We start from the raw sequence: 23,201 nt of genomic DNA on the forward strand, positions 1-23,201 counted from the left end.
CAGTAGGCGTGGCAGAGCCAGCGGTACCTTTGGACAATTTTTGTGAGGATGGAGAAGAAAAGTTCCCGGTCGTCGTCGCCGTCGAAAATCATCCCCCGGGCGTTGCCGCGGGAGGTGACGTGGTAGACGGCGCCGGGGAACTCGATGCGAAGCGGGCGGGCCATGGTGTCCTCCTCCTTGGGGTTTCAGAGAAGTCTACCTCGAAAAAGTGGCATGGCAAGACCTGACCCCAGTGCCTCCTCCTCGCGAGTAGAATCTACCAGGTCAGGAATCATGCGGGACCTGACCTTTAAGCAAAACACCTCACTCTTCGAGAAGCAAGGTCCTTTTTAAATGCTATGATGAAGTAAATGATCTGGCTCACCACTAAATGCATTACGATAGCTACAGAGAAAAATGCATGGAGGTAATGCTCCAATTCAGTAAAAGTACGATCTAAATAAACAGCCAAAACAATTGCAAACGCAACACCAATGACCACCGGGATATCTACAAACAATACCTGGTTCAAAGCAAATTGCTCAATAGCCTCATCTTCTTTATTTTTGCCTTTTTCATTACAGCTATAACTATCATGTAGGTTACGCTTAATGCTGGCTTCTCTATAGTTTATAAAGTCAACAAATACAAACACAATAAAAATAAGCAATGGCACAACCTCATCTGCAAACTTCCCCCAGTCCCACCCATTAAATAGCTTCATCACCCAAAGAGTTGTGAATATCTCGGAAACGAAAGTAAGAATCCAAGCCACAGCAAGTTGAATACTTTTTTTCTTTTCAGCCTCCAATAGGTACAAAGCTGTATTTAAAATTATCAATATTGCAGTGGTGATCGTCAAGATCACATAAAGGGGTTTTTCATTTAAGGGTTTCCTGATATATTGTAGTGAAACTTGGTCGTTGGCAAGTTCACTAAGTGGCGGCTCTGAAACACCTGAGGACAAACAGGATGGCCAACAGGAAGCATCAGCCCACGTAGATTCTGTATTGAGATTTCCAATCAACAAACAGGCAATAAAAATTGTCGCCAACAATGGCCACCCGTTCTTTAGCGCAAGTTTGACATAAGTCGAGAAACTTATGGAGACACTAACTCCACCGGATACTGCACCTTTCATTGCATTTCCCCCTTCCCCCTTATCCATCCTCTCTTGTGACGGATTAGTCACTCCCATCAAGAACCTTTGAGGACGAGGGAGTTGTTCCAAGCCTATCAAAATAAGACGTGTGAAAAAAAGTGTCACTATAATTGTAAAGATGAATTGTGTTGCCGTTCATGATACTAAAGGGTGCACGTACAATTTCCACCACATACCGTGAAATTTGCTCAACATCTAACCACCCCGAACTATCTGCCCCTGGTCGCAAATCATGCTCTCTCGGTGTGTTAATAGTTGCAATAGCAAAAGCGTTTGCAACTATTCCTTCTTTTGCATGTTCATTAGCAATTGACCGGACTAGACTTTCAACTGCGGCCTTAGCTGCTGTAAATGCTGCCATTAGCGGATAGGCTTGAGCAACCGAGTGACTACTAAAGGCCATGAAGTGCCCTCCCCCCTTAGCTTGCATAAGCGGTAGTAGCGCATTGGCTGTAGCGTAGAGAGTTAGGACATTACATTCAAAAACTCTGCGAAATTCATCGAAAGGCGTTTGGCGCATCGCGCTGTATCCCGGGAAATAACCTACACAGTTCACAACATGGAATGGCCCCTCTGCCCATCGGCTAACTGCAGAAAAAAGACGTGACACATCATCTGCTTGCAGGAGGTCAACTCCCGTGAGGTGTTGGTGATTTGGTTTTGCAGTGATTTGATCGAACGCACTAGGTCCTCTTGATGTGGTGAAAACCCGATTCCCTGGATCCTCTGATAGATGCCCCACAAGTTTCTCGCCAAGATGACTGCTAACGCCCGTGATAAGGTAACTACAGGTACTTTCGGCATCACTCATAATTTTAAATAGAAACCTTCATTAGAAGACCATTCGCGTCATAAAACACGCTGGACATGTTTAGATTGTCACCTATTGAACTTGCAACGAAAGGGCTTGCTCGGCCACTAAGGACTGAAGACTCCCTAACTGACATCCAGAGATCATATAACCAATGAGTGCTTTCATATGTGCTGGAGGCACCCTGAAAAAACCCAATAAAACAAGCCCCATGGGGGATCATTCCACAAGGAAAGTCAGCCAATACTGCCGTTTCTGTGATATCGAGAACCAGACAATCTGGCCAATGTATCCCATATAAGGCATCAATGGTAGGTGGGCACTGCTGGGATTCGATAATGGATTGGCAATGAAGCGTGACGGGTTTACCTGGAACTTGGGAGAAAAAGATCACTTCGTCTGCAACCTGTCGTGCCTCGCTCCAGACGTGCGTGACCATAAGAGCAAGCAATCGAGACTTATCCACAGTTGACCGGAGCGCTTTAAGAAAAGAGTCTTTGACTCGGTTGTCTAGGAATGAGCACGGCTCATCGAGGACCAGAACATTACAGTTAATGGTTTGGGTACGAGCAAGCATGACCCTTTGCGCTTCACCTCCACTAATTGAATTGGTGCTCGTATTCCTTTGAATGACATCCTCAAGCCCAAGAGACACAACTGCACCCTCAACCCTTTTTTTGTCAAAAGTCGGCCCGAGGGTTTTTGAGTGCCTCAGGCAAGCAATATTCTCCTTAACAGACAATTCATCAAAGAGAACCGCCCTTTGTGGAATCACGGCGACGTTAGAATCTTGAGGTGCAAAACTAATCGATCCATTTTTTGGCCGGCGAACACCGAGAGCCAAGTCACAAAAGGTCGTCTTCCCCACACCACTAGGCCCCATTAAAGCAATGACCTTACCAGCATCGGAAGTGTTCCCGAGAGTACAGGTGAGCCCCTCAAAAAGGTTCAGCTCGCCAAAGCCATAAGTAACATTTGAAAATTTAAGTGTAACCTCAGACATGGCGTGAGTAGCTTCCGAGTTCACGAACATAAGCCCAAGCAAGAATTGAGCAGATCGAGATGGCAACAAGTCCGACTGACCAAGTAATTATAGTGACATCTGAAAGGTTAGAAAGTCGACCGAAGATGGCAGCGTAAAGAGCCTCCTCTGGAGCTTTCACTAAATGAGAAAACCAACGAGACACTGAGCCATCTGTTACAACTTGTACAGCGCACAAGCCTAAAAGTCCTACCAAAACTGTTACGTGTCTTTTAAAGCCATCTGTCATAAGTGAAAATGAAAACTTCATCTTCATGGTTCTTTGCCACGATACGTGACTTTCAGGAATCGAGGCTATTAGTGATATACATATAAATTGAAAAACAGAATAGTGCAACCCGATATGGTTGATAAACATCGAAAAATAGGAAAAAACACCTGTAAATCTGTCGTTCGAAAAAGTTCCTAGTGCCGCAATGACCGAAAGAGTTGGAATGAAAGCGGGGAGCAACAAAAAACATGCGGCAATGGGATTATTTTCGACCCAGATCAGCAAGTCTACTTTACTGTAGCGAAGTCGAACTGCCACTGTTACACAAACAACCGTAATGAAACCACCTACAAGCATCCCCAAAAGAGTAATATCTTGGTAATTGTACGCTTGCTGCAAGATCTTGATTGGCGACATGTCCACCGCTTTTGTCGGGGTGAACAAACCTATCAGACCCAGAATGCCGGGCAGAAGACAAAGCGATAACCCGACACGCAAGAACACATAAAAAACCGCGGACCCCATACCTGCTAAAGAAAGGTAGCGGGAAATCCCGGCGCGTGCGAGATTGAGAATGCTTCTACCTACCAATGTTCCTACTAAGGCGCAGGCGAGTAGAACAAGTGAGACCAACAAACCGAGAGTTGCAACTCGCGCCAAACTTTCAGGGCCAGCACTCGCGTACACTTCTCGAAAGAGACGCGAAAGCAAAATATTCGCGGTTTCTGGTTGAGTCCCCGGGTTTGCTCGATAAAGAAAAACCGGGAGCGCCGTTTCAGAGGCCATCAATGCCCCCCCAAACAAACCAAGAAGCATTAGAATTGATTTTGGTATCCGGTTAAAGGCACAAAGCATAAAAAATGACAAACTGATGCGATGGGTTTTCAAATATGGGCGGATTCCTGCGGTGTACCGCTGGAGTGTAGTTGCACAGAAAAAGGCACCTAAAGGCAGCGCTCTTCCAACGCAGACGAGGAGTAACGCAGACGCTCGCCCCCAAGTATCTGTTGCAACGAGTTCACCTTGCATTCCAGACCATGAAGCTAACCGTGTGACCGAATACGCCCAAATACTGCTACCAATGGCAAATTGAACAAAAAGCAGTGCAAGTGCAACAGCGTATCGAAATGTTGGGCGGGCATAAAACGCCAATGTAGCGCCAAATAGCACAGAGAAAACAACGGTAACGAGTGCCGTAAACATCGTGAGTGTCGCACAAGTCAATAGTGTTTCCACATTTTCGCTCACCCACCTCAAAATCATCAAATAAACCTAATCGTGCAGGCGGTCTTTATGCTGCGAATACACATTAAACCATAACTAACGATAAACTTTTCCCCAACCACCATATCAATATTCCTGCACCCTCTTGGCAAGGACTTCCCGCTCTGCCTGGCTCAACGCCTCAGCCTCAGAGATTTCACCACGAATGTACTTCTGAACGTAGGTCGTGAGCGCGCTATTAATGATTTCTGCATCACTACCGGCCTCAAACATGAACACACCTCTGTCCAGAGAATCCCGTAAGGCACGTGCGTAGGGCACACTAGCAATAATTTCATCAGTATAGGCTGTTTTCATTGCCGAGCAGAGGCCTTTTTCAATCAGCCTCTTTTGGTTCTCAGGGGCCAAGACGAACAACATAAACTGTGACGCTGCGTCCAAATGCCGGGAGTTTCGATTGATATAAAACGCTCCGCCAGCTAAGCCAGAAACACGCCCTGGAATCGGAGAAAACCCAAAGCGTGATGTTTCCGAATTACCAGAAAGCGGTTGAACATAGTCGCTCCACATTAGAGCCATCGCCGTCTTGCCTTGAAGCATGATTTCCTGCTGTTGCGAAGCGCCAATGGTGAAGAAATCCCCTGAGGAGGTTGCACGGAGACGCTTGACGTATCGCAATACTTCTTCATTTTTCTTGGTAGAAATAGTGAGAGGTGCCTCCTCCTCCCATCCATTACGCTTTGTGGATGTACCGGTCCCCATTCCAAACAGATAATTAGCTAGTTCGTAATATAGCCAACCATCGGCTGCACCCTGCATGCAAACACCCTTCAAACCAGGCTGCACGTTGGCGAAAAACTCGGCAATGGTAAAATAGTCGCTCCACTCGGATGGCGGAGCCAACGTCTTCCCTGTCGCATCTCTATATTTACGGCGGATGTCAGCATCCTCGAACAGATCCTTATTGTAAACTAGGAGCATCGTATTTGCTGCGAACGGAAAACCAAACTGTTTCGGAATGGATTTCGTGTCTTGTGGGTTACTATAATAGTAGCTCGTTTCGCGAAGAGCATTTTGAAACATTTTTTCGTTTACCAGTAGATCTTCCAGAACTTTATGTGAAAAAACGTTCTCAATATCAACAACGTAATTATTTCGAACATATGGTGCTAAACTAAAATTGTATTGTAAAACAATATCATAATTGCCCTTGCCGTTGCGAAAGTCTGCATCAGCTTTTTGCACCGATTGCTCAAATGTTGCACCTTCAAATTTCAATTCAATGCCAGTTTTTGAAGTGAATTCTTCAGTCAACGAACCGTATGCCCGAAGGTTCGAAGAATCTTCCCCTAAGACAACGATGGTACTCTTAGCGTTAAAAGTTCTCTGTTTAATTACATGGCCAACAAATGCAAAGCCAGCCATTACGGTGAACAATAAAAGGATTTTCCATTTCATAAATTATCACCTCTCGAATAAAGTCCCAACCTGGGGGAGCCTTGCTGCGAAAACTGAGGGCCTTGCCCTACCACTCCTCCCCATAACCTCCCACTCCCGGCCCACCTCACATCCAAAGCCAAATCATCCCCCGGATGAAAATCAAACGCAGGACGAGGGGTCAGGCCTTGCCGTGCCACTTTTTCTACTTCACCCTCAACCCCGTCCCCACAATCTCCCCCTTCCGATCCCACTTCACATGCAAATCCGGATCATCCCCCGGATGAAAAACAAACAGCTTCCTCCCGGCTTTCCGCGAAAGCACCACATCAATCTGAGTCGTCTGATCATCCCGCACCAGCGACTTCAGCACGTCGATCTTCTTCGCCGTCTCCACCCGCAGCGGCCCGTAGGAAAACAACTCGGACCGCGAGTCGGCCTGCAGATCGAGAAAGTAGGTCTTCTTCGGATCAAGCTTCCCGGTCTCGACAAAGACAGAGAAGTGATTAGGGGCGACCGTGTTCTTATGCGTATGCCGGATGGCCCGGGAGGGCTTCTCCACCCCCTTATCAAGCCAACCGAGGCGAATAGCGTAGTCGTTGACCGGGTGCCCTTCCTCGTCGCGGAAGCGGAAATCGAGCTGGGCGAAGGCCGGGCGCTTTTTTTCCACTCGCGTGCGCCGGGTCTCTGCAGCCAACCTGCGGCGCATCCGGGCGTAGCCGGCGTCGTCCTCCACCTTCAGGCAGTCAAGGATCAGCCCCAGAGCCCGGTGGCCCTTCGAAGTCGCTCGCCGCTTGATGCTGTTCATGATCCCCGCCTCGGGGCCGGAATGGACGTAGTCGGCCAGGGCGGCGAAGGGGACATCCTCGATCTCCCCCGCCGGATGGATCGTTCCGTTCTTGGCCTGCAGCAGGTAGCGGCGGCAGTTGAGGTTGCCGGCCGGGACGCGCACCACCATGTCCGAGCCCGGCTCGAAGCCGGCGGGAAGCAGTTTCGCGGCGAACTCGTCGACGAGGCGCTTCTTCTTCACCCGGTCGCCGGTCAGGCAGTAGGGGCGCACCCCCTTGTCCCGCCAAACGGCGGGATCGAACCAGCTCTCGGCGAGGCCCCAGGAGAAGTCACTCCCCAACTCCAGCGCCTTGAGCACCTGCTCGCCGGTGTCGCCGAAATACCGGGCGTGGGCGAGCATGGAGCGGCCGTGGTGGGCGAGGCGCGAGCCGAAGTGCGGCCCGGCGAGAAAGACGAGGTTGCGCAGGGGCCGATGCAGGCAGAAGGCACCGCTGTAGTGGCGGCCGACCCAGTGGCGGGCCACCAGCGCGCCGGTGGAGTGGGTGACGATGTGGAAGGGTCGGCTCCAGTCGCCCCCGAGCTTCTCGTCGAGCGCCGTGTGCATCGCGCGGGCGATGTCGCAGATCTCGACCCGGTCTTCGAGGGAGACGTAGCGGCCGAGGTAGACGTCCTCCAGGGCATAGCCGTGCCGGGCGAGCTGCAGGTGCAGCGCCTGGTAGGTGGTCGTCTCGTCGACCGACCAGCCGTGAATGAGGAATACCCTCTGCTTCACCCTTCCCCCCGAAAACGAAATAAGCCGCCTGAACGGTGTGTTCACCCCGATCCGACGGCCTCAATACATCAACAACCCCTCCGAAAGCATACTGTATACAAATGAATGGCTTATTAAATAACAAAAACAATGTGAAACTGTCAATAATTTTAAGTGGCTGAAATAACTCTGCGGCAATCCCCCTCACCCGCCCTTCGGGCACCCTCTCCCCGGGGCGAGGGGAACCATGTCCCGGCCAATTCCGTTCCCGGCTCTGGATTTGAGACAAAAACGACCATGGCGTTTGACGTCATATGTCGCCCCACGAAGTGCTGCTCGAAGAGTTTCTCGGGCCGATGGACCTCAGCCAGAACCGCCTCGCGCGGGAGATCAGCGCCCCCCCCCGCCGGATAAACGAAATCGTGAATGGCAAGCGGGCCGTCACCGCCGACACGGCACAAAGGCTGGCGCGCTATTTCGGCAACAGCGAAGGGTTCTGGATGGGGCTTCAGGCCGAGTTCGACCTGGAGAAGGCGCGGGCGGCGTAGAACTCGACAGAGGCTGCGGCGCTGCATTTTCTTTTCCTTCCTCACCCAAAAGACGAAAGCCGCCCGGCAGTGCTCCTGCCAGGGCGGCTTTTCTATTTTTCCACAAAAGATGGCGGATCAAATTGACGGGGACCACGTGCTGCCCCTATCTCGCCCCCGCCGTTCCGGAGTTATTCGTAATGCGTCCACATCCGCAGGACCTTCACCGTCCGTAATTCTTCCAGAACCTGGTAGACAAGACGGTGCTGGATGTTGATCCGGCGGGAATATGCACCGGACAGATCACCGACAAGTTTTTCGTATGGCGGTGGCGCCTGGAAGGGATTTGCCGCCAGGACGTCAAGCAGCTTTTCAGCTTTTGGTTTCAGCCCCGATGCCGAAAGTTTCTTCGCATCCTTTTGGGCCTGCTTAGTGAAAATGATCCGCCAACTCACCAGTCAAGTTCCTCGTCGCACTCCTCTACCGGGGTCTTCATCCCTTCGACAATAGACTCCCTCATGCCAGGGACGGAATGGAGGTGCAGAGTCTCCTGCACCGCCCGCCAATCGTCTTCGGAGATCAGAACGGCGTTGCCGCGCTTGCCGGTAATCTGGATCGGAACATGGGAATCGGAAACTTCATCCAGAAGTTTGTAGAGCCTTTTTCTTGCGTCCGTTGCCGTGATTGTCGTCATAACTGCCCCCTCTTCTACGTACGCTAAAGCGTACTCTCATCGAGGGCAATTGTCAACACCTCAAGCATGACAGGGATATTGGCCATCGACATGCTTTTTCCCGGCGATGCAACGAACGCTCATAAAATCAGGAAGTGAAACTCTACGCTCCCACCTGGCGAGCAGAGCCCGTCAGCTACAATCGGCAACGCATACACCCTCCCCCTCCGCAATCCTTGATTTTTCTAACCCGATCCACCTATAGTGAAAGCATCGCGCCCGCACCCGGCCCCCAACCGCTCCGGCGCCCCCACCCCGAGGACAGAACGAGTGCACGAAGTCGGCATCACCCGCAGCATCGTCGAAATCGCCGAGCGCACCGCCCGGGAGGAGGGCGCGAAGAAGGTCCTCTCGGTGACCGTGGCCATCGGCGCCCTCTCGGGGGTCGTCCCCGAGGCGGTGGAGTTCTGCTTCGAGGCCTGCACCCGGGGAACGATGCTGGAGAAAGCCCGGCTGATCGTCGAGCGCGTCCCCGGCCGCGGCCGCTGCGCCGACTGCGGGGGGGAGCCTGAGATCGACCCGTACACCTTCGACTGCCCCGCCTGCGGCGCCTTCGGCCTGGAGAGGCTGCAGGGGGATGAACTGAAAATCCTCGAAATGGAGATCGACTGACCATGTGCATCGACTGCGGCTGCTCGGCCCCGGACCATTCCCACGATCACACCCATAGTCACGATCACGACGGCGGCCCGAAGACGGTGCGCATCGAAGAGGACCTCCTCGCAAAGAACGACCGCCTGGCCGCCGGCAACCGCGCCCTCTTCCAGAACAAGAAGCTCTTCGTCCTCAACCTGGTGAGCTCGCCCGGCTCGGGCAAGACCTCGATCCTCGAGCGGACTTTGCGCGAGCTCTCCGGAGAGACCGCCTTCGCCGTTCTGGAGGGGGACCAGCAGACCGCCAACGATGCCGAGCGCATCGCCGCCACCGGGGTGCCGGTTCGGCAGATCAACACCGGCGCCGGCTGCCACCTCGACGCCCACATGGTCGGCCACGGGGTGGAGGACTTCGACCTCGACGCCACCGACATGCTGATGATCGAGAACGTCGGCAACCTCGTCTGCCCCGCCTCCTTCGACCTCGGCGAGGACCACAAGGTCGCCGTCCTCTCCGTCACCGAGGGGGAGGACAAGCCGGTCAAGTACCCCCACATGTTCCAGGCCGCCGACCTCCTGCTGATCAACAAGATCGACCTCCTCCCCCACCTCGACTTCGACCTGGAGCAGTGCAAGGGCTTCGCCCGCAAGGTCAATCCGGGGATCGAGATCCTCGAGCTCTCCTGCCGTAGCGGCGAGGGGATGGAGGGGTGGTACCGGTGGCTGGCCGAGGGGATGGAAAAGAAACGTAACGCGTGATCCGTGACGCGTGACGGGTAATCACCAACCAAGGTTTTCGCGGCACGGGTCACGTGTCACGCGTCACCGCCTTCAAGGAAAACCCATGTGCCTCGCAGTCCCCATGCAAGTGAAAAACATCGACGGAGACACCGCCCTGTGCGAGATCGACGGGGTGACCCGGGAGGCGAGCCTGATGATGGTGGAGGGGGTCGCGGTCGGGGATTACGTCCTCATCCACGCCGGCTTCGCCATCGAGAAGCTCGACGTCGCCGACGCCGAACAGACCCTCGCCCTCTTCCGCCAGGTCCTGGCCGACGGCGGACTCGTCGAATGAGGTACGCCGAGGCCTTCCGCGACCCGCAGGTGGCGAAGAAGCTCCTCGAACAGATCGCCGCGGCGGTCGAAGGGGTCGAACGCCCGCTGACCTTCATGGAGGTCTGCGGCACCCACACCATGGCCATCGCCCAGCACGGCATCCGCTCCCTCCTGCCGGAGCCGGTCCGCCTGATCTCCGGCCCCGGCTGCCCGGTCTGCGTCACCCCCGTCGGCTACGTCGACCGCGCCCTCGCCATCGCCCGCCGGCCCGACACGATCGTCGCCACCTTCGGCGACATGGTCCGGGTCCCCGGCTCCTCCGGAAGCCTCCTCGCCGAGAAGGCGCGTGGAGCCGACGTGCGCATCGTCTACTCCCCCCTCGACGCCGTCGCCCTCGCGGAAAAGACCCCAGAGAAAGAGGTCGTCTTCCTCGGGGTCGGCTTCGAGACGACCGCCCCGGCCGTCGCCGGGGCGATCCTCCAGGCCCGCGCCCGGAACCTGCCCAACTTCTCCGTCCTCGCCGCCCACAAGACGATGCCCGCCCCCATGGCCGCCCTCACGAGCGACCCCGAGCTGCGGGTCGACGGCTACCTCTGCCCGGCCCACGTCAGCGCCGTCATCGGCCCCGAGGCCTATCTGCCCCTCGCGAAGGAGCACGGGGTCCCCTGCGTCGTCACCGGCTTCGAGCCCCTCGACGTCCTGCAGGGGGTGCTGATGCTCGCCCGCCAGGCGGCCGCGGGCGAGGCGCGGGTGGAGAACCAGTACAGCCGCATCGTCAAGCCGGGGGGGAACAAGAAGGCGCAGGGGATGCTCGAAGAGGTCTTCGAAGCCTGCGACGCCGACTGGCGGGGGATCGGGACCATCGCCGGCAGCGGCCTGCGCCTGCGCCCCGCGTTCGCATCCTTCGACGCCGAGGCGCGGTTTTCGGTGACGGTCGAGGAGCCGGCCGAGCACCCGGGCTGCCTCTGCGGCGAGATCCTCAAGGGGAAGGCCGCCCCCCCCGACTGCCCCCTCTTCAAGACCGCCTGCACCCCCGAGGCCCCGGTCGGGGCCTGCATGGTTTCCAGCGAGGGGACCTGCGCGGCTTCTTTTAAATACGGGACCTGAGAAAGGCCCCAAGACCTCAACCCCTCGTTTTGCCTTGGATTTCATTAGCGCCTTTGCGGCCTTGAGCGAATGAAATGAGCGGGCGTGAGACCGAATTGGCCTTTGAATGAAAATGTTTCAGAACGCCTGATAGACTTGTCACCATCACCATCACCCCCGCCCCTGGGAGTAATCCATGCAATCGGACATCATCCTCCTCGGCCACGGCAGCGGCGGCCGCCTCAGCCACCAGCTCCTCGACGACCTGATCATCCCGATCCTCCCCGGGATGGACCGCAGCGACCAGAACGACGCGGCGATCCTGGATAACGTCGGCGAACGGGTCGCCTTCACCACCGACTCCTACGTGGTCGACCCGATCTTCTTTCCCGGCGGCAACATCGGCGACCTGGCGGTCAACGGCACGGTCAACGACCTGGCGATGGCCGGCGCGCGCCCCCTGGCGATCTCCGTCGGGCTGATCCTCGAGGAGGGCCTGCCCATCGCCGAACTGCGCGAGGTGCTGACGGCGATGAAGGAGGCCGCCGAGGAGGCCGGGGTCGCCATCGTCACCGGCGACACCAAGGTCGTCCCCCGGGGCAAGGCCGACAAGATCTTCATCAACACCTCGGGGATCGGCATCTTCGACCACGGCCTCGAGATCGGCGGCAGCGGCGCCCGCCCCGGCGACAAGGTGCTGATCAACGGCACCATCGGCGACCACGGCATGGCGGTCCTCGCCCGCAGGGAGGGGCTCGAGCTTGGTTCCGACATCCGCACCGACAGCGCCCCCCTGGCGACCCTCGTCGCCGAGATCATCGGGGCCGGCGGCGGGGCGGTTCACGCCCTGCGCGACCCGACCCGCGGCGGGGTCGCCACGACCATCAAGGAGATCGCCCTGCAGTCGGAGGCGGAGATCACCCTCTTCGAAGAGGCCCTGCCGGTAAGCCCGGCGGTCGCAGGGGCCTGCGCCATCCTCGGCCTCGACCCCCTCTACGTCGCCAACGAGGGGAAGCTCCTGGCGGTCGTCGCCCCCGAGGCGGCCGACGCCGTCCTCGCGGCGATGCGCGCCCACCCGGCGGGACGGGAGGCGACCCTCATCGGCGAGGTCGCCGAAAGTGGCGAGGGGAGGGTTCTCATGCGCACCGCCATCGGCGGCATGCGCGCCATCGAGATGCTCTCCGGGGAGCAGCTGCCGCGGATCTGCTGATCGGTTAAAAACCGAAAGATCGCCACAGAGACACGGAGACACAGAGGAAAGGCCAAAAGAACAATCGGTTTTCTCTGTGACACGGTTCTCTGCCTTCCTGGGTCAATCACCCTTCCCCATGTGCCGTCGCCGGAGCGCAGCAAGCGTTCCGGGAAAGAGGCGGGCAAATGTCTGAGCGACAGCGAGTTCTTGCCCGCCCCCGGAACGGTTGCGGAGCGTAGGGGACCCGCCGTCGCCTGTGGCGATGGCGGGCGAAGGCGGCTGGGGCGCCCTTTGGGTCCAGCCCTTTGGGCGAGCAAAGGGCTGGTCGCCGTCAGGGGGCGAGACCCCTGCCAGAGCACTGGAAACCGGAGCGAATGGAACAAGACCGCCCTCCTCGACGAAAATCCAGAATCCATCTTTTCATGACATAAGCATCCGCCTCCAAACGGGAACAAGCAATTTCCCCGACCATGGTTGAGTTCTCCCCCAGTTTGTTTACTATTGGATATCGAAGACAACCGATACCGCGCATATCCTTCTCGACTGGAGGAAAACCATGGCAAAACACAAGGGCACCATCGGCATCCTCACCGGCGGCGGCGACGTCCCCGGTCTCAACCCGGCGATCCGCGCCGTCACCTTCCGCGCCCTGCGCGAGGGCTACCGGGTCATCGGCATCCGCCGCGGCTGGGCGGGCCTGGTCGACCTGGTCCCGGACAAGAACGCCGACAACAGCGAGCAGGTCATGGTCCTCAACGAGGACACCGTCAACCGCGCCGGCCGCACCGGGGGGACCTTCCTCCACTCCTCGCGCACCCGCCCGAGCCACCTGCCGCGCAACATCGTCCCGCCGCACCTGCGGGACAAGTACACCGACGAGATCAACGACGTCACCCCCGAGGTCCTGAAGAACCTGGAGTTCCTCGGCATCGACTTCCTCATCCCCATCGGCGGCGACGACACCCTCAGCTACGGCGAGCGGCTCCACGAGGAGGGGATGAAGGTCGTGGCGATCCCCAAGACGATGGACAACGACGTTCCCGGCACCGACTACTGCATCGGCTTCTCGACCTGCGTCACCCGCACCATCGAGCTGACCCACCAGCTGCGCACCTCGGCCGGCTCCCACGAGCGCATCCTCGTCCTCGAGGTCTTCGGCCGCTACGCCGGCTACACCGCCCTGCTGCCGACCATGGCCGGGGCCGCAGACCGCTGCCTGATCCCCGAGCACCCCTTCGACATCGAGCAGGTCACCGAGCTGCTGGTCGCGGACCGCCGGCGCAACCCGAGCAACTACTCGGTCCTCCTCGTCTCGGAGGGGGCGCAGATGGCCGGCGAGGAGGAGATGACCTTCGAGGGGATGGAGGCGGACCAGTACGGGCACCGCAAGCTGGGGGGGATCGGCGACAAGGTGGCGGCCAAGATCAAGGAGCTCTCCCCGAAGTACAACGCCGGAAGGCGCATCAACACCCTGAACCAGAGGCTCGGCTACCTGGTGCGCTGCGGCAACCCCGACGCCATGGACTCCATCGTCCCGATGGCCTTCGGCAACCTCGCCCTCGACATGGTCCTCTCCGGCACCTCGGGGCGCCTCGTCAGCCTGCACAACGGCTGCTACGACACGGTGCCGATCGACATCGTCACCGACCACAAGAAGATCGTCGACGTGACCAAGTACTACAACACCGAGCGGCTGCGCCCCAAGTACGAGACCTTCAACCGCCAGCCCCTCTTCATCATGACCAGCGACCTCTAGGAGTGCCGGTGACGCGCAGACTCCCCGCCCTGCTCCTCCTGCTCTGCCTCCTGCCTGCGGCCGGCTGCAGCCTGGGCAACCGCTACATCTTCAACTCGAGCCCCGAGGTGATCGCCACCCCGGAGGAACGGGGCCTGCCCTACGAGGAGGTGTGGTTCCCCTCTTCCGGCGGGGCGCGCCTCCACGGCTGGTACGTCCCCGGCAGCCCCGGCCGGCCCCTGGTCCTCTTCTTCCACGGCAACGCCGCCAACATCTCCCACCGGGTGGAGAACCTCGACTACCTGCACCGGCTCGGCCTGCCGGTCTTCATCTTCGACTACCGGGGATTCGGCGCCAGCGCCGGGACCCCCACCGGCGAGGAGGACATCTACGAAGACGCCCGGAGCGCCGTCGCCTGGCTGGCCGGGCGGGGGTGGAGCCCCGCCCGCACCGTCTACTACGGCCGCTCCATGGGGGCGGCGGTCGCCCTGCAGATGGCCCTGGAGAGGCCGCCTGCGGGTCTGGTGATGGAATGCTCCTTCACCTCCCTGCGGGAGATCGCCCGGCACATGACCCCGGTCACCTACGCCCTGGTCGGGTGGTGGGGGCTGGACAACATGTTCGACAACCTGGGCAAGATCGACGCCCTCGACAGGCCCCTCCTCCTGTTCCACGGCGACAGCGACACCATCGCCCCGCCGGCCATGGCCGAACGCCTCTTCGCCGCGGCCAACGAGCCGAAGACCTTCCTGCTGGTGCCCGGAGCCGGCCACAGCGACGCCTGGGAGATCGGCGGGCAGACCTACCGCGACGCCTGGCTCGCCTTCCTTTCCGCCCTGGCTGGCCGCACCGCCCTCGCCGAAACGGCCGTTCCGCCGTCCCCATCCCTTCCCGACTGACTCTCCCCGGCTCGGCACCCTTCCGAAGCCTCGTTTTTCTGCTATCCTTGACCCATCCCGCGTCAGCCGAAAGGGCGCGCCCATGGAAGAGTCACGGAAGATTCCCCCCGCCCCCTGGCGGGCCCTGTCCCGGTGCGTGATGCTCCTTGCGCTCCTGACCCTCTTCGCCTGCCTGCCGCGGGAACGCTACCTCTTTTCCACCGACCGGACCATCGGGTTTCCCGCCCCCTCGACCGGCCTCGCCTTCGAAGAGGTCGTCTTCCCCGCCCGCGACGGCTGCCAGCTCTACGGACGGTACCTGCCGGGACCGCCCGGCCGCCCCCTCGTCCTCTACCTGTACGGCACCGGGACCAACCTCTCCCACCTGACGGAGCCTCTTCGCCTGCTCCAGGGGATGGAGGCGTCGATCTTCGTCTTCGACTACCGCGGCTACGGCCAGAGCGCCGGCGAGCCGAGCGAGAGAGGGACCTACGACGACGCCCGGGGCGCCCTGGACTACCTCCGCTCGCGGGGCTGGGAGCCGGGCTCGACCATCTACTACGGCCACTCCCTCGGCGCCGCGGTCGCCCTGCAGCTGGCCCTGGAGGAGCCGCCGGCGGGCCTGGTCCTGGAGAGCCCCTTCACCTCGGTGCTTGCCATGATCTGCCACCACGTCCCCTTCTCCTGCGACCTGCTGCGCCAGGCCTACGGCCGCTACTACGACAACCTCGCCAAGATCGGCCGCATCCACGCCCCCCTGCTCATCTTCCAGGGAGAGAGGGACACCATCGTCCCGGTGGAGATGGCCCGCCAGCTCTTCGCCCGGGCCAACGAGCCCAAGTACATGCACATCCTCCCCGGCGCCAGCCACAGCGACCTTTATCTGACGGGGGGCCTGCCCTACCGGGAGAGCTGGCGCACCTTCATCGACCAGGCCGCCGCGCAGAAACAGCAAAAGGCCGCAGTCCGGTGACTGCGGCCTTTTTTACTGTCTGCCGTAGATTATGCCTCTCCCCCTCTGCCTCCACCCGCCAACGCCTTCGGCGACGGCGGGTGGAGGCAGAGGGGACGCCCTTGGGTCCAGGGGATTGGGCGGGCAATCCCCTGGTCGCCGCCAGGGGGCGAGTCCCCTGATGGGTTGCTCTTGAAGAAAATAGAAGCCAAGTCGGGCTGCCCTGACCGCCAGACTTAGAAAAACCTCCCCACCTGAATCAGCACCGAGTTGATCCCCCGGTTCTCGTCGTCGATTCCCCCGTTGGAGACGTGGTGCCCGCGCAGGGCCAGGAGCCAGGGAGGACCGGCACCGGTCCGGACCTCGGCCCCGATACCCGCCTGGGGATTGAAATTCAGCCGCAGCCCCTGCCCCTTCACCCGGAAGTCGGTGTAGACGAGGCCGACCCCCGCCTCGGCGTAGGGGCGCCAGCGCCCCGCCGCGAGGGCGTCGAGGTAGTAGAGGGCGAGGATTCCCGCCGAGGCCATCGCCCGGGCTTCGGGCCAGTCGGCGACGCCGAGGCTCCCCTCGACCTTGAAGCGCAGCGGCTCCGGAGCCCGGTGGGGCCAGACCCGGTCGTAGTCGAAGAGGGCGAAGCCCGAGACGAGGGCGAAGGCGATGTGGCCGTGGGGGTCATAGCTCTTGCCCAGCCCCAGGGCCGCCCCGTAGCGGTCCGGCTCGGTCGTCTCCCCGGCGGCCGACCCGGCGAAGATAATGGCCAGGAGGAAGGCGAGAAGGCCGGCCCGCCTCAGCACTGCTCGCTCCGCTCCCCGGCGTCCCTCCCGAGGACGATCGCTCCGTACTCCCCGGCGGGCCCGGCCTTGAGGCAGCGGACCCGGGAGACGGGGAGGTCTTCCGGGACGCCCGGAGCGGGGAAGGCCTGCCCCTGCTCCAGGGTCAGGGCGGCGGCGGCGAGGTCGAAGGCCGGTCCGACCGGCAGGCAGCCGTAGAGGGGCGCATGACAGAGGGCCGGCGCCCCGGCGGGAACCAGGTTCCGGTAGCCGGCGTCGCAGCACTGCTGGCCGTCGGCGCCGAGCAGAAGAAGGTCCGTCCCTGACTCGATTGGGGCATCGGGGATGCGGCCGAGGCGGACCTCCTCAATCGCCCCGTAGCGGCCGCCCCCCTCCCCGGCCCGGGAAAGGAGAAAGAAGGCCGCCCCCTCGCCGGCGGGCAGTGCGCCGGGTCCGATGCCGAATTCGCCCCCCTCGGCGGCGAAGCGCTCCCGGCAGTAGCGAAGGACCTCGCAGTACTCGTCGACCGCGCCGAAGAGGACCCGGTCGACCCGCCCCTCGGCGAGCCAGGCCCCGGCGCTGAGCAGGGCCGAGGGGACCGACATCTCGAACTGGCTGACGGTCAGGCTCGGGCCGGTCGCCTGCAGCTGGATCGCCACGTGGGCGGCGGCGGCATTGTGGACCGAGTTGGAAAAGTGAGTCGGCGAGGCGCAGGCGTCGCCGTCGTCGATGACCGAGTCGAGAAAGGCGAAGGTGGTGCGGGTCGGCCCGTAGCCGGTGGCGACAACCACAGCGGTCCGCTCCGGGACCGGGGCCGGCAGGCCGGCGTCCCGCAGGGCGAGGTGGGCGCCGAGCAGGGCCATTTTGGAAAAGTGGTCGAGCCGGCGCACCGCCCGCTTGGCGACGAATTCGGAGAGGGGCGCGGTGTCGGCGAGCAGGGGCGAACCAGCGACCTCCTCCTCAGCGGACTGATGCCCCTTCCGCAGGGCGCGCCGCAGCGCCTCGACGCCGCAGCCGAACCCTCCGACCGCGCCGATGCCGTCGATGGAAAGCCGCGCCATCATCTCCCCCTCCCGATCAGCAGGACCGCGTTGTTGCCGCCGAAGGCGAGGGACTGGGAGAGGGCCACGTTTCCCCCGATCTCCAGCTCCTCGCGCAGGGGGGTCGCCGGCAGTTCGGGGTCGGGCTCGGCGAAGCCGGCGCTGGCCGGAACCCTCCCCGCCTGAAGGGAGGCGGCGGTGAAGGCCGCCTCGATCGCCCCGGCGGCGCCGAGGGTGTGGCCGGTGCAGCCCTTGGTGGAGAGGAAGGGAACGCCGGGAAAAACCTCGTCCAGAACCCGGCTCTCGACCCGGTCGTTGTCCGGGGTGCCGGTGCCGTGGGCGTTGACGAAGGCGACCTCCTCCGGTCCTCGCCCCGCCTCCACCAGGGCCGCGGCGATGGCGGCCTTGAGCCCGGCCCCGTCGGGCCGCGGGGCGGTCAGGTGGTAGGCGTCGCAGGCCGAGCCGTAGCCGAGGACCAGGCCCCGGTTCGTTTTCTGGGCGGCGCCGCCGGAGGCCGCGGCCTCAAGCACCAGCATCGCCGCCCCCTCCCCCAGGTTGAGCCCCCGGCGCCCCCGGTCGAAGGGGCGCACCGGGCCGGGGTCGGTGATCATCAGGGAGGCGAAGCCGTTGTAGGTGACCCGGCACAGCTCGTCCGCCCCCCCGGCCAGGACCAGGTCGCAGAGCCCGGCGCGAATCCAGGAGGCGCCCAGGCCGATGGCGTCGGTCCCCGAGGAGCAGGCGTTGACCACGGTCTGACAGGGCCCGTCGAAACCGTAGCGCCCGGCGACCGCCGCCGCCGGGTTGCTGCGCAGAAACCGGCGGATGGAGCCGAGGCCCGGCCCCTCATCCCGGCGGTAGGCGCGGTAGAACGCTTCGTTGTTCATGGCGCTGCCGACGGTGGTGCCGACCACCACCCCGACCCGCCGCCCGGCCAGGTCCTCGGGCGCGAGGCCGGCGTCGCGCAGCGCCTGATCGGCGGCCTCCAGGGCGAGCCGTGCGGTGCGGGAGAGCTCCGGCGCACCGGCGGGGACAGGAGAAAGGTCCTCCTCCCCGACCTCGAAGACCGGGTAGCGCTCCGGGTGTTCGGCGGCGATGAGGCTCGGCGGCCGGGGCGCCCTGCGGCCGGCGTGGAGGCTCTCCATGCACCGGTCCAGGGTTCCGCCGGCGCCGCAGAGGCAGCCGATGCCCGTTATCGCGACGGGGGCGGGGCGGGTCATGCCGACTGGCGCTCCTCGATGTAGGCGGCCAGGGAGTTGACCGACTGGAAAGCGGGACGGCCCTCCTCCATGTCCTTGATCTCCACCCCGAAGTGCTTCTGAAGCAGGACCACCAGCTCCACCGCGTCGAGGGAGTCGAGCCCGAGCCCCTCGCCGAAGAGGGGGGCGTCGTCCCCGATCTCCTCCGGGGTCAGGTCCTCGAGGTTGAGGTCTTCGATCAGAATGCGCTTGAGTTTCTCCTTGACGTTCATCGTCATACACTCCTCTGGTGTTGATGTTGTAGCGGGACCATTTTAAAACGGCAGGTTTAACAACAATATCGATGTTTTAACGCAAAGGCGCAAAGGGGTTATGCAAGACGCAACGAAACCCGCAACCTTTTCTCTGTGGCAATAACCCTTGATTAGTGGTCCGTTTTCCTTTGCGTCTTTCTCTGAGTCTCTGCGTCTTTGCGTTGAGAATCGCCTTCTTGCTCTTTGTTTTCGGAGCCCTGCCACATGTCGAAAAAGTTGAAGAACTGGTAGGGGTGCTCGGCGACGTAGTCCTCGAGCATCCCCACGAACCGGGCCGCGTAGGGGCGCAGCGCCTCCGGCGAGCGCCCCAGGTCGGGGGGAACCCGGATCGTGCCGGCCAGCTTCAGCTCGTAGCTGCGCGGGCCGGTCTTGTAGGAGAGGAGCACTCCGACCGGGGCGCCGGTGGCCGAAGCGACCTTGAAAGCGCTGACCGGGAAGCGGGCCTCGTCCCCGAGAAAGTCGACCCCCACCGTGCTCCGCTCGCTCCCCAGGACCCGGTCGCCCATGACGCACAGCACCTGGCCCTCCTTGAGAACCGCCATCATCTCCAGGGTGCCGCCGAGGAAACCGTCGGGGTCGATGACCCGGTAGGGGCAGGGAACTCCGGCGTGCTCGAAGTACTGCCGGTCCACGTCGCCGTCCTCGCGCCGCATGAGCATGTTGACCGGCTCCTTCAGGAAGGAGAGGGCCGACATGGCCACCTGCCAGCACCCGGCGTGGGCGTTGACCATGACCAGCCCCCGCCCCTCGGCGAGAAGCTCGAGCAGCTCCTCGCGGCCGTGGAGCTCCACCTCCATCTGCCCGGGGCCGAGGATGCCGACGACCGCCCGGTCGACGAGGACCTTGCCGAGAGCGAGGCTCATCCGGTAGCTGTGCCCCAGCCGCGCCAAAAGCCCCGCCCCGGGAAAGCGGCGGGAAAGGTAGGGCGCCGACCGGGCCCGGACCGAGGGGCGCAGCAGGACGTAGTACAGGACCACCAGGCGCAGCAGGAGGTAGGCCGCCGGCCGCCCCCCGACCCGGATCAGGAGGTAGAAAACCTGGTGCTGAAAGGACGAGGCGAGGCTGCGGCTGGTCCACTGCCGGCCCTCCCCTGCCCCCGTTTGTTCCTCAGGTCGCCGCACGCTTTTCCCTCTTCACCATCAAAGCCAGCAGATAGACGATCGCCCCGACCAGGACGGCGAGCGCCGGGCCGAGCAGGAGGGAGCCGAGCAGCCATTCGTAGAGCCGCTCCAGCCCCTGGTAGCCGAGGGTCTCCATGGAGATCTCGGTGAGGAACTCCCCGTGACGCATGTAATAGCCCGCCTCGATGCACAGGGCCGGCACCAGCGGCGGCATGCAGAGCTGGCTGGCGCCGACGGAGGCCACCTTGTTGAGGCGCAGGAAACCGGAGGCCAGGAGGATGACGACCGTGTGGACGGCGAGCAGGGGGAGCGCCCCGAGAAAGACCCCGAGGGCCGCCGCGGCGGCCAGCTCCCCGGCCGAACTCTTCTCGGTCAGCAGGGTGCGCACCGACTGCAGGGGGCGCAACACGCTCACTTCGTCCCCGGGACGCCGGTCGCGGACGATCTTGCGGTGGGGCCATGGCGCCACCGAGCGCAGGGTCAGCCGGGTGTTGAGCAGCGAGATGCGCACGTTGTCCAGGAACTTGTCGAAGTGGGAGACCCGCTCCCCGGCGGGGGGGTAGTAGACGGAGATCGCCACCTCCCGCAGGGCCACCCCGGCCCAGGCGGCCTTGACCAGCACTTCGACCTCGAAGGAGTAGCGCGCCTCCCCCAGGGACAGGGCGGAGAGGACCGCCACCGGGTAGGCGCGGAAGCCGCTCTGGGTGTCGCCCAGGCTCTGCCCGGTCTGCACCCGCAGCCAGAAGTTGGAGAAGCTGCGGCCGAACCGGGAAGCGCCGGGGACGTGCTCCCCCCCCATGTCCCGGTTGCCGACCACGATCGCCCAGGGGTCCTCCCTCAGCAGGGGAAGGAAACGGGCGAAATCGGCCGGGTCGTGCTGGCCGTCGGCGTCGATGGTGACGATGTGGGTCATGCCGAGGCGCTCCGCCTCGGCGGCCGCGGTCAGGATCGCCGCCCCCTTGCCCCGGTTTTCATCGTGGCGGACCATCCGCACCGGCAGCCCCTCCAGGCGTCCGGCCCCGCCGTCGCTGCTGCCGTCGTCCACCACCAGCACATCGGGGTGGAGCGCCAGGGACCGCTCGGCCACCTCCCGGAGGGTGGCGGCGTGGTTGTAGACGGGGATCACGATCAGGACCCTGAGCTCTTCGACGCCCATCTCAGGCATCCCCGTAGCGCCGGTCGGAGCGGGCGAAGCGCAGGAAGGCGCCGAGGTTGCCGGCGAACCGCCGCCAGCTGTCCGGCGATCTCCAGAGCATGGCGGCAAATCCGAGCAGCACCTTCGGCCGGCTGTAGTGGCTTTTGTAGAACTCCCGGAAGAGGACCTCCAGGCGCTCCCGGGTCAGGCCGCGGGGGACGAACTGGAAGCTCATGCAGTCCATCCGGTCCCAGTCCTCGTCGAACTCCCCCAACTCGCGGGCCTCCGCGTAGATCGGCGACCCCGGAAAGGGGGTGAACTTGGCGAGGTTGAAGTCGTCGACGGGCAGAGAGAAGACGTAGTCCATGCTCCGGCGGATGCTCTCCTCGCTCTCGCCGGGCAGCCCCATCATGAGCAGGCCCTTGGTGCGGATGCCGGCGCCCTTGATCAGGCGGATCTTGTCGGCGAGCAGGTCGAGGTCGGGGTTCTGGCGGTGGCGGGCGAGGAGTTCCGGGTCGCCGGTCTCGATCCCCAGGCTCGCCATCCAGCAGCCGGCCGCCTTCATCAGGCGCAGCAGTTCGGAATCGACATGCTCGGCGCGCACCGCGCAGTTGAAGGTCATCCCGAGGGGCCGGTCGATCATCATCCGGCAGAAGTCCTCCACCCGCCCGCGGTGAAAGGTGAACTGGTCGTCGTAGAAGTTGACGTGGCGGATGCCGAAACGCTCCCCCAGGTGGCGCAGGTGCTCGTAGAGGTACTCCGCCGAGTTGAAGCGGAAGGTGCGACCGAAGACCGAGCGGTCGCAGTAGCTGCAGGCGTAGGTGCAGCCCCGGCTGCTGATGCAGCTCGTGTTGGGGGTGCGGGGATAGTTGAAAATCGGCAGCCGGTACGCCTCCGGGAACCCGGCCAGCTTGGCGTAGGCGGGAAAGGGAAGGCTGTCGAGTTCGAGCCCCTCCCGGGGGCCGTTGAAGACCGTTTCCCCGCCGTCGCGCCAGACCAGGCCGGCCACCCCGGCGGGCTCCCCGCCGGCCGCGACCAGCTCGGCCAGGGCCGCCTCCCCCTCGCCGGCGACGAGGACGTCGATCTCGGGCCGCCCCTCCAGGGCCACCTCCTTGAGGGCCGAGACGTGGGGGCCGCCGAAGACGGTGCGCACCCCAGGCAGCTCGGCCTTGGCGAGGCCGGCCAGGCGCACCCCGTCGAGAAAGGAGCTCGTGGTGCAGCTGAAGGCGACGGTGGCCGGCCGCTCCCGGCGCAGGGCATCGAGGATCCGGCGCTCGGCGTCGGGGTGGGCGAAGCAGTCGACGATCCGGACCTCCATCCCCTCCCGCTCGAGGTAGGCGGCGATGCTCGCCAGCCCGAGGGGCGGCATGATGTTGGCCAGCCGCGAGATGTCCCGCCCGGCCGCTTCGGGGCGGTAGCCGAGGGGATGGACGAGGAGGACCTTTTTCTCTGCCAGTCGCGCCATCG

At 62.0% G+C, this 23,201-nt stretch carries 24 protein-coding genes; 9 read left to right on the forward strand and 15 right to left on the reverse strand.

Annotation, left to right across the window (positions count from 1 at the left end; all coding sequences use genetic code 11):
- Window positions 1-289 precede the first annotated feature (289 nt).
- From C0617_RS04940 to C0617_RS04965, 6 genes are all read right to left on the reverse strand, one after another.
- On the reverse strand, window positions 290-1,147 hold the full coding sequence (locus C0617_RS04940) for a hypothetical protein (protein WP_291315904.1): 858 nt from the start codon (window positions 1,145-1,147) through the stop codon (window positions 290-292).
- Between the two features lie 16 nt (window positions 1,148-1,163).
- The gene (locus C0617_RS04945; protein WP_291315905.1) at window positions 1,164-1,952 is read right to left on the reverse strand and encodes an SDR family oxidoreductase; all 789 of its coding nucleotides are present in this window, start codon (window positions 1,950-1,952) and stop codon (window positions 1,164-1,166) included.
- Between the two features lie 4 nt (window positions 1,953-1,956).
- Window positions 1,957-2,955: an ATP-binding cassette domain-containing protein gene (locus C0617_RS04950; protein WP_291315906.1), complete on the reverse strand. Its 999-nt coding sequence runs from the start codon at window positions 2,953-2,955 to the stop codon at window positions 1,957-1,959.
- Window positions 2,948-4,453, reverse strand: coding sequence for a hypothetical protein (locus C0617_RS04955; RefSeq protein WP_291315907.1), 1,506 nt, complete (start codon window positions 4,451-4,453; stop codon window positions 2,948-2,950). Before C0617_RS04955 ends, C0617_RS04950 begins: the two co-directional genes overlap by 8 nt.
- A 102-nt stretch (window positions 4,454-4,555) precedes the next feature.
- Complete coding sequence (locus tag C0617_RS04960) at window positions 4,556-5,887, reverse strand: extracellular solute-binding protein (protein ID WP_291315908.1); 1,332 nt, start codon at window positions 5,885-5,887, stop codon at window positions 4,556-4,558.
- Window positions 5,888-6,071: 184 nt separating this feature from the next.
- On the reverse strand, window positions 6,072-7,427 hold the full coding sequence (locus C0617_RS04965; protein ID WP_291315909.1) for a hypothetical protein: 1,356 nt from the start codon (window positions 7,425-7,427) through the stop codon (window positions 6,072-6,074).
- A gap of 293 nt (window positions 7,428-7,720) precedes the next feature.
- Between C0617_RS04965 and C0617_RS04970 the strand changes: the two genes are divergently transcribed.
- Window positions 7,721-7,954, forward strand: coding sequence for a HigA family addiction module antitoxin (locus tag C0617_RS04970; RefSeq protein WP_291315910.1), 234 nt, complete (start codon window positions 7,721-7,723; stop codon window positions 7,952-7,954).
- Window positions 7,955-8,124: 170 nt separating this feature from the next.
- On the opposite strand, the gene C0617_RS04975 is transcribed toward C0617_RS04970, so the two are convergent.
- The gene (locus C0617_RS04975) at window positions 8,125-8,388 is read right to left on the reverse strand and encodes a Txe/YoeB family addiction module toxin (protein WP_291315911.1); all 264 of its coding nucleotides are present in this window, start codon (window positions 8,386-8,388) and stop codon (window positions 8,125-8,127) included.
- The gene (locus C0617_RS04980) at window positions 8,385-8,627 is read right to left on the reverse strand and encodes a type II toxin-antitoxin system Phd/YefM family antitoxin (RefSeq protein WP_291315912.1); all 243 of its coding nucleotides are present in this window, start codon (window positions 8,625-8,627) and stop codon (window positions 8,385-8,387) included. Before C0617_RS04980 ends, C0617_RS04975 begins: the two co-directional genes overlap by 4 nt.
- Before the next feature lie 309 nt (window positions 8,628-8,936).
- Here C0617_RS04980 and hypA point away from each other — a divergent pair, with 309 nt between their 5' ends.
- The 8 genes from hypA to C0617_RS05020 all read left to right on the forward strand — a co-directional run bounded on the left by hypA (window position 8,937) and on the right by C0617_RS05020 (window position 16,179).
- A complete protein-coding gene (gene hypA, locus C0617_RS04985) occupies window positions 8,937-9,278 on the forward strand; it encodes a hydrogenase maturation nickel metallochaperone HypA (RefSeq protein ID WP_291315913.1) in 342 nt (113 codons plus the stop codon).
- Between the two features lie 2 nt (window positions 9,279-9,280).
- A complete protein-coding gene (gene hypB, locus C0617_RS04990) occupies window positions 9,281-10,018 on the forward strand; it encodes a hydrogenase nickel incorporation protein HypB (RefSeq protein WP_291315914.1) in 738 nt (245 codons plus the stop codon).
- Between the two features lie 85 nt (window positions 10,019-10,103).
- On the forward strand, window positions 10,104-10,334 hold the full coding sequence (locus C0617_RS04995; protein WP_291315915.1) for a HypC/HybG/HupF family hydrogenase formation chaperone: 231 nt from the start codon (window positions 10,104-10,106) through the stop codon (window positions 10,332-10,334).
- On the forward strand, window positions 10,331-11,422 hold the full coding sequence (gene hypD, locus C0617_RS05000) for a hydrogenase formation protein HypD (RefSeq protein ID WP_291315916.1): 1,092 nt from the start codon (window positions 10,331-10,333) through the stop codon (window positions 11,420-11,422). Before C0617_RS04995 ends, hypD begins: the two co-directional genes overlap by 4 nt.
- Window positions 11,423-11,597: 175 nt before the next feature.
- Window positions 11,598-12,611 (forward strand): hydrogenase expression/formation protein HypE, encoded by a 1,014-nt coding sequence (gene hypE / locus C0617_RS05005; protein ID WP_291315917.1) that lies wholly within the window; start codon window positions 11,598-11,600, stop codon window positions 12,609-12,611.
- Between the two features lie 538 nt (window positions 12,612-13,149).
- Window positions 13,150-14,349 (forward strand): ATP-dependent 6-phosphofructokinase, encoded by a 1,200-nt coding sequence (locus tag C0617_RS05010; RefSeq protein WP_291315918.1) that lies wholly within the window; start codon window positions 13,150-13,152, stop codon window positions 14,347-14,349.
- A gap of 8 nt (window positions 14,350-14,357) precedes the next feature.
- Window positions 14,358-15,227, forward strand: a complete 870-nt coding sequence (locus C0617_RS05015) for an alpha/beta hydrolase (protein WP_291315919.1) — start codon at window positions 14,358-14,360, stop codon at window positions 15,225-15,227.
- A gap of 82 nt (window positions 15,228-15,309) precedes the next feature.
- The gene (locus C0617_RS05020; RefSeq protein WP_291315920.1) at window positions 15,310-16,179 is read left to right on the forward strand and encodes an alpha/beta fold hydrolase; all 870 of its coding nucleotides are present in this window, start codon (window positions 15,310-15,312) and stop codon (window positions 16,177-16,179) included.
- A gap of 215 nt (window positions 16,180-16,394) precedes the next feature.
- On the opposite strand, the gene C0617_RS05025 is transcribed toward C0617_RS05020, so the two are convergent.
- The 7 genes from C0617_RS05025 to C0617_RS05055 all read right to left on the reverse strand — a co-directional run bounded on the left by C0617_RS05025 (window position 16,395) and on the right by C0617_RS05055 (window position 23,199).
- Window positions 16,395-16,952 (reverse strand): acyloxyacyl hydrolase, encoded by a 558-nt coding sequence (locus C0617_RS05025; RefSeq protein ID WP_291315921.1) that lies wholly within the window; start codon window positions 16,950-16,952, stop codon window positions 16,395-16,397.
- Window positions 16,946-17,992 carry a beta-ketoacyl synthase chain length factor gene (locus C0617_RS05030; protein WP_291315922.1) on the reverse strand — a complete coding sequence of 349 codons (1,047 nt, stop codon included), beginning with the start codon at window positions 17,990-17,992 and terminating at the stop codon, window positions 16,946-16,948. The genes C0617_RS05025 and C0617_RS05030 overlap by 7 nt, the downstream gene beginning before the upstream one ends.
- Window positions 17,989-19,185, reverse strand: a complete 1,197-nt coding sequence (locus C0617_RS05035; protein ID WP_291315923.1) for a beta-ketoacyl-[acyl-carrier-protein] synthase family protein — start codon at window positions 19,183-19,185, stop codon at window positions 17,989-17,991. Before C0617_RS05035 ends, C0617_RS05030 begins: the two co-directional genes overlap by 4 nt.
- Window positions 19,182-19,442: a phosphopantetheine-binding protein gene (locus C0617_RS05040; protein WP_291315924.1), complete on the reverse strand. Its 261-nt coding sequence runs from the start codon at window positions 19,440-19,442 to the stop codon at window positions 19,182-19,184. Before C0617_RS05040 ends, C0617_RS05035 begins: the two co-directional genes overlap by 4 nt.
- A 146-nt stretch (window positions 19,443-19,588) precedes the next feature.
- On the reverse strand, window positions 19,589-20,599 hold the full coding sequence (locus C0617_RS05045; protein WP_291315925.1) for a lysophospholipid acyltransferase family protein: 1,011 nt from the start codon (window positions 20,597-20,599) through the stop codon (window positions 19,589-19,591).
- On the reverse strand, window positions 20,586-21,755 hold the full coding sequence (locus C0617_RS05050; protein ID WP_291315926.1) for a DUF2062 domain-containing protein: 1,170 nt from the start codon (window positions 21,753-21,755) through the stop codon (window positions 20,586-20,588). The genes C0617_RS05045 and C0617_RS05050 overlap by 14 nt, the downstream gene beginning before the upstream one ends.
- A 1-nt stretch (window position 21,756) precedes the next feature.
- Window positions 21,757-23,199, reverse strand: a complete 1,443-nt coding sequence (locus C0617_RS05055) for a radical SAM protein (protein WP_291315927.1) — start codon at window positions 23,197-23,199, stop codon at window positions 21,757-21,759.
- Between the last annotated feature and the right edge of the window lie 2 nt (window positions 23,200-23,201).

Source organism: Desulfuromonas sp. (assembly GCF_002868845.1).
Lineage (GTDB): Bacteria > Desulfobacterota > Desulfuromonadia > Desulfuromonadales > BM501 > BM501.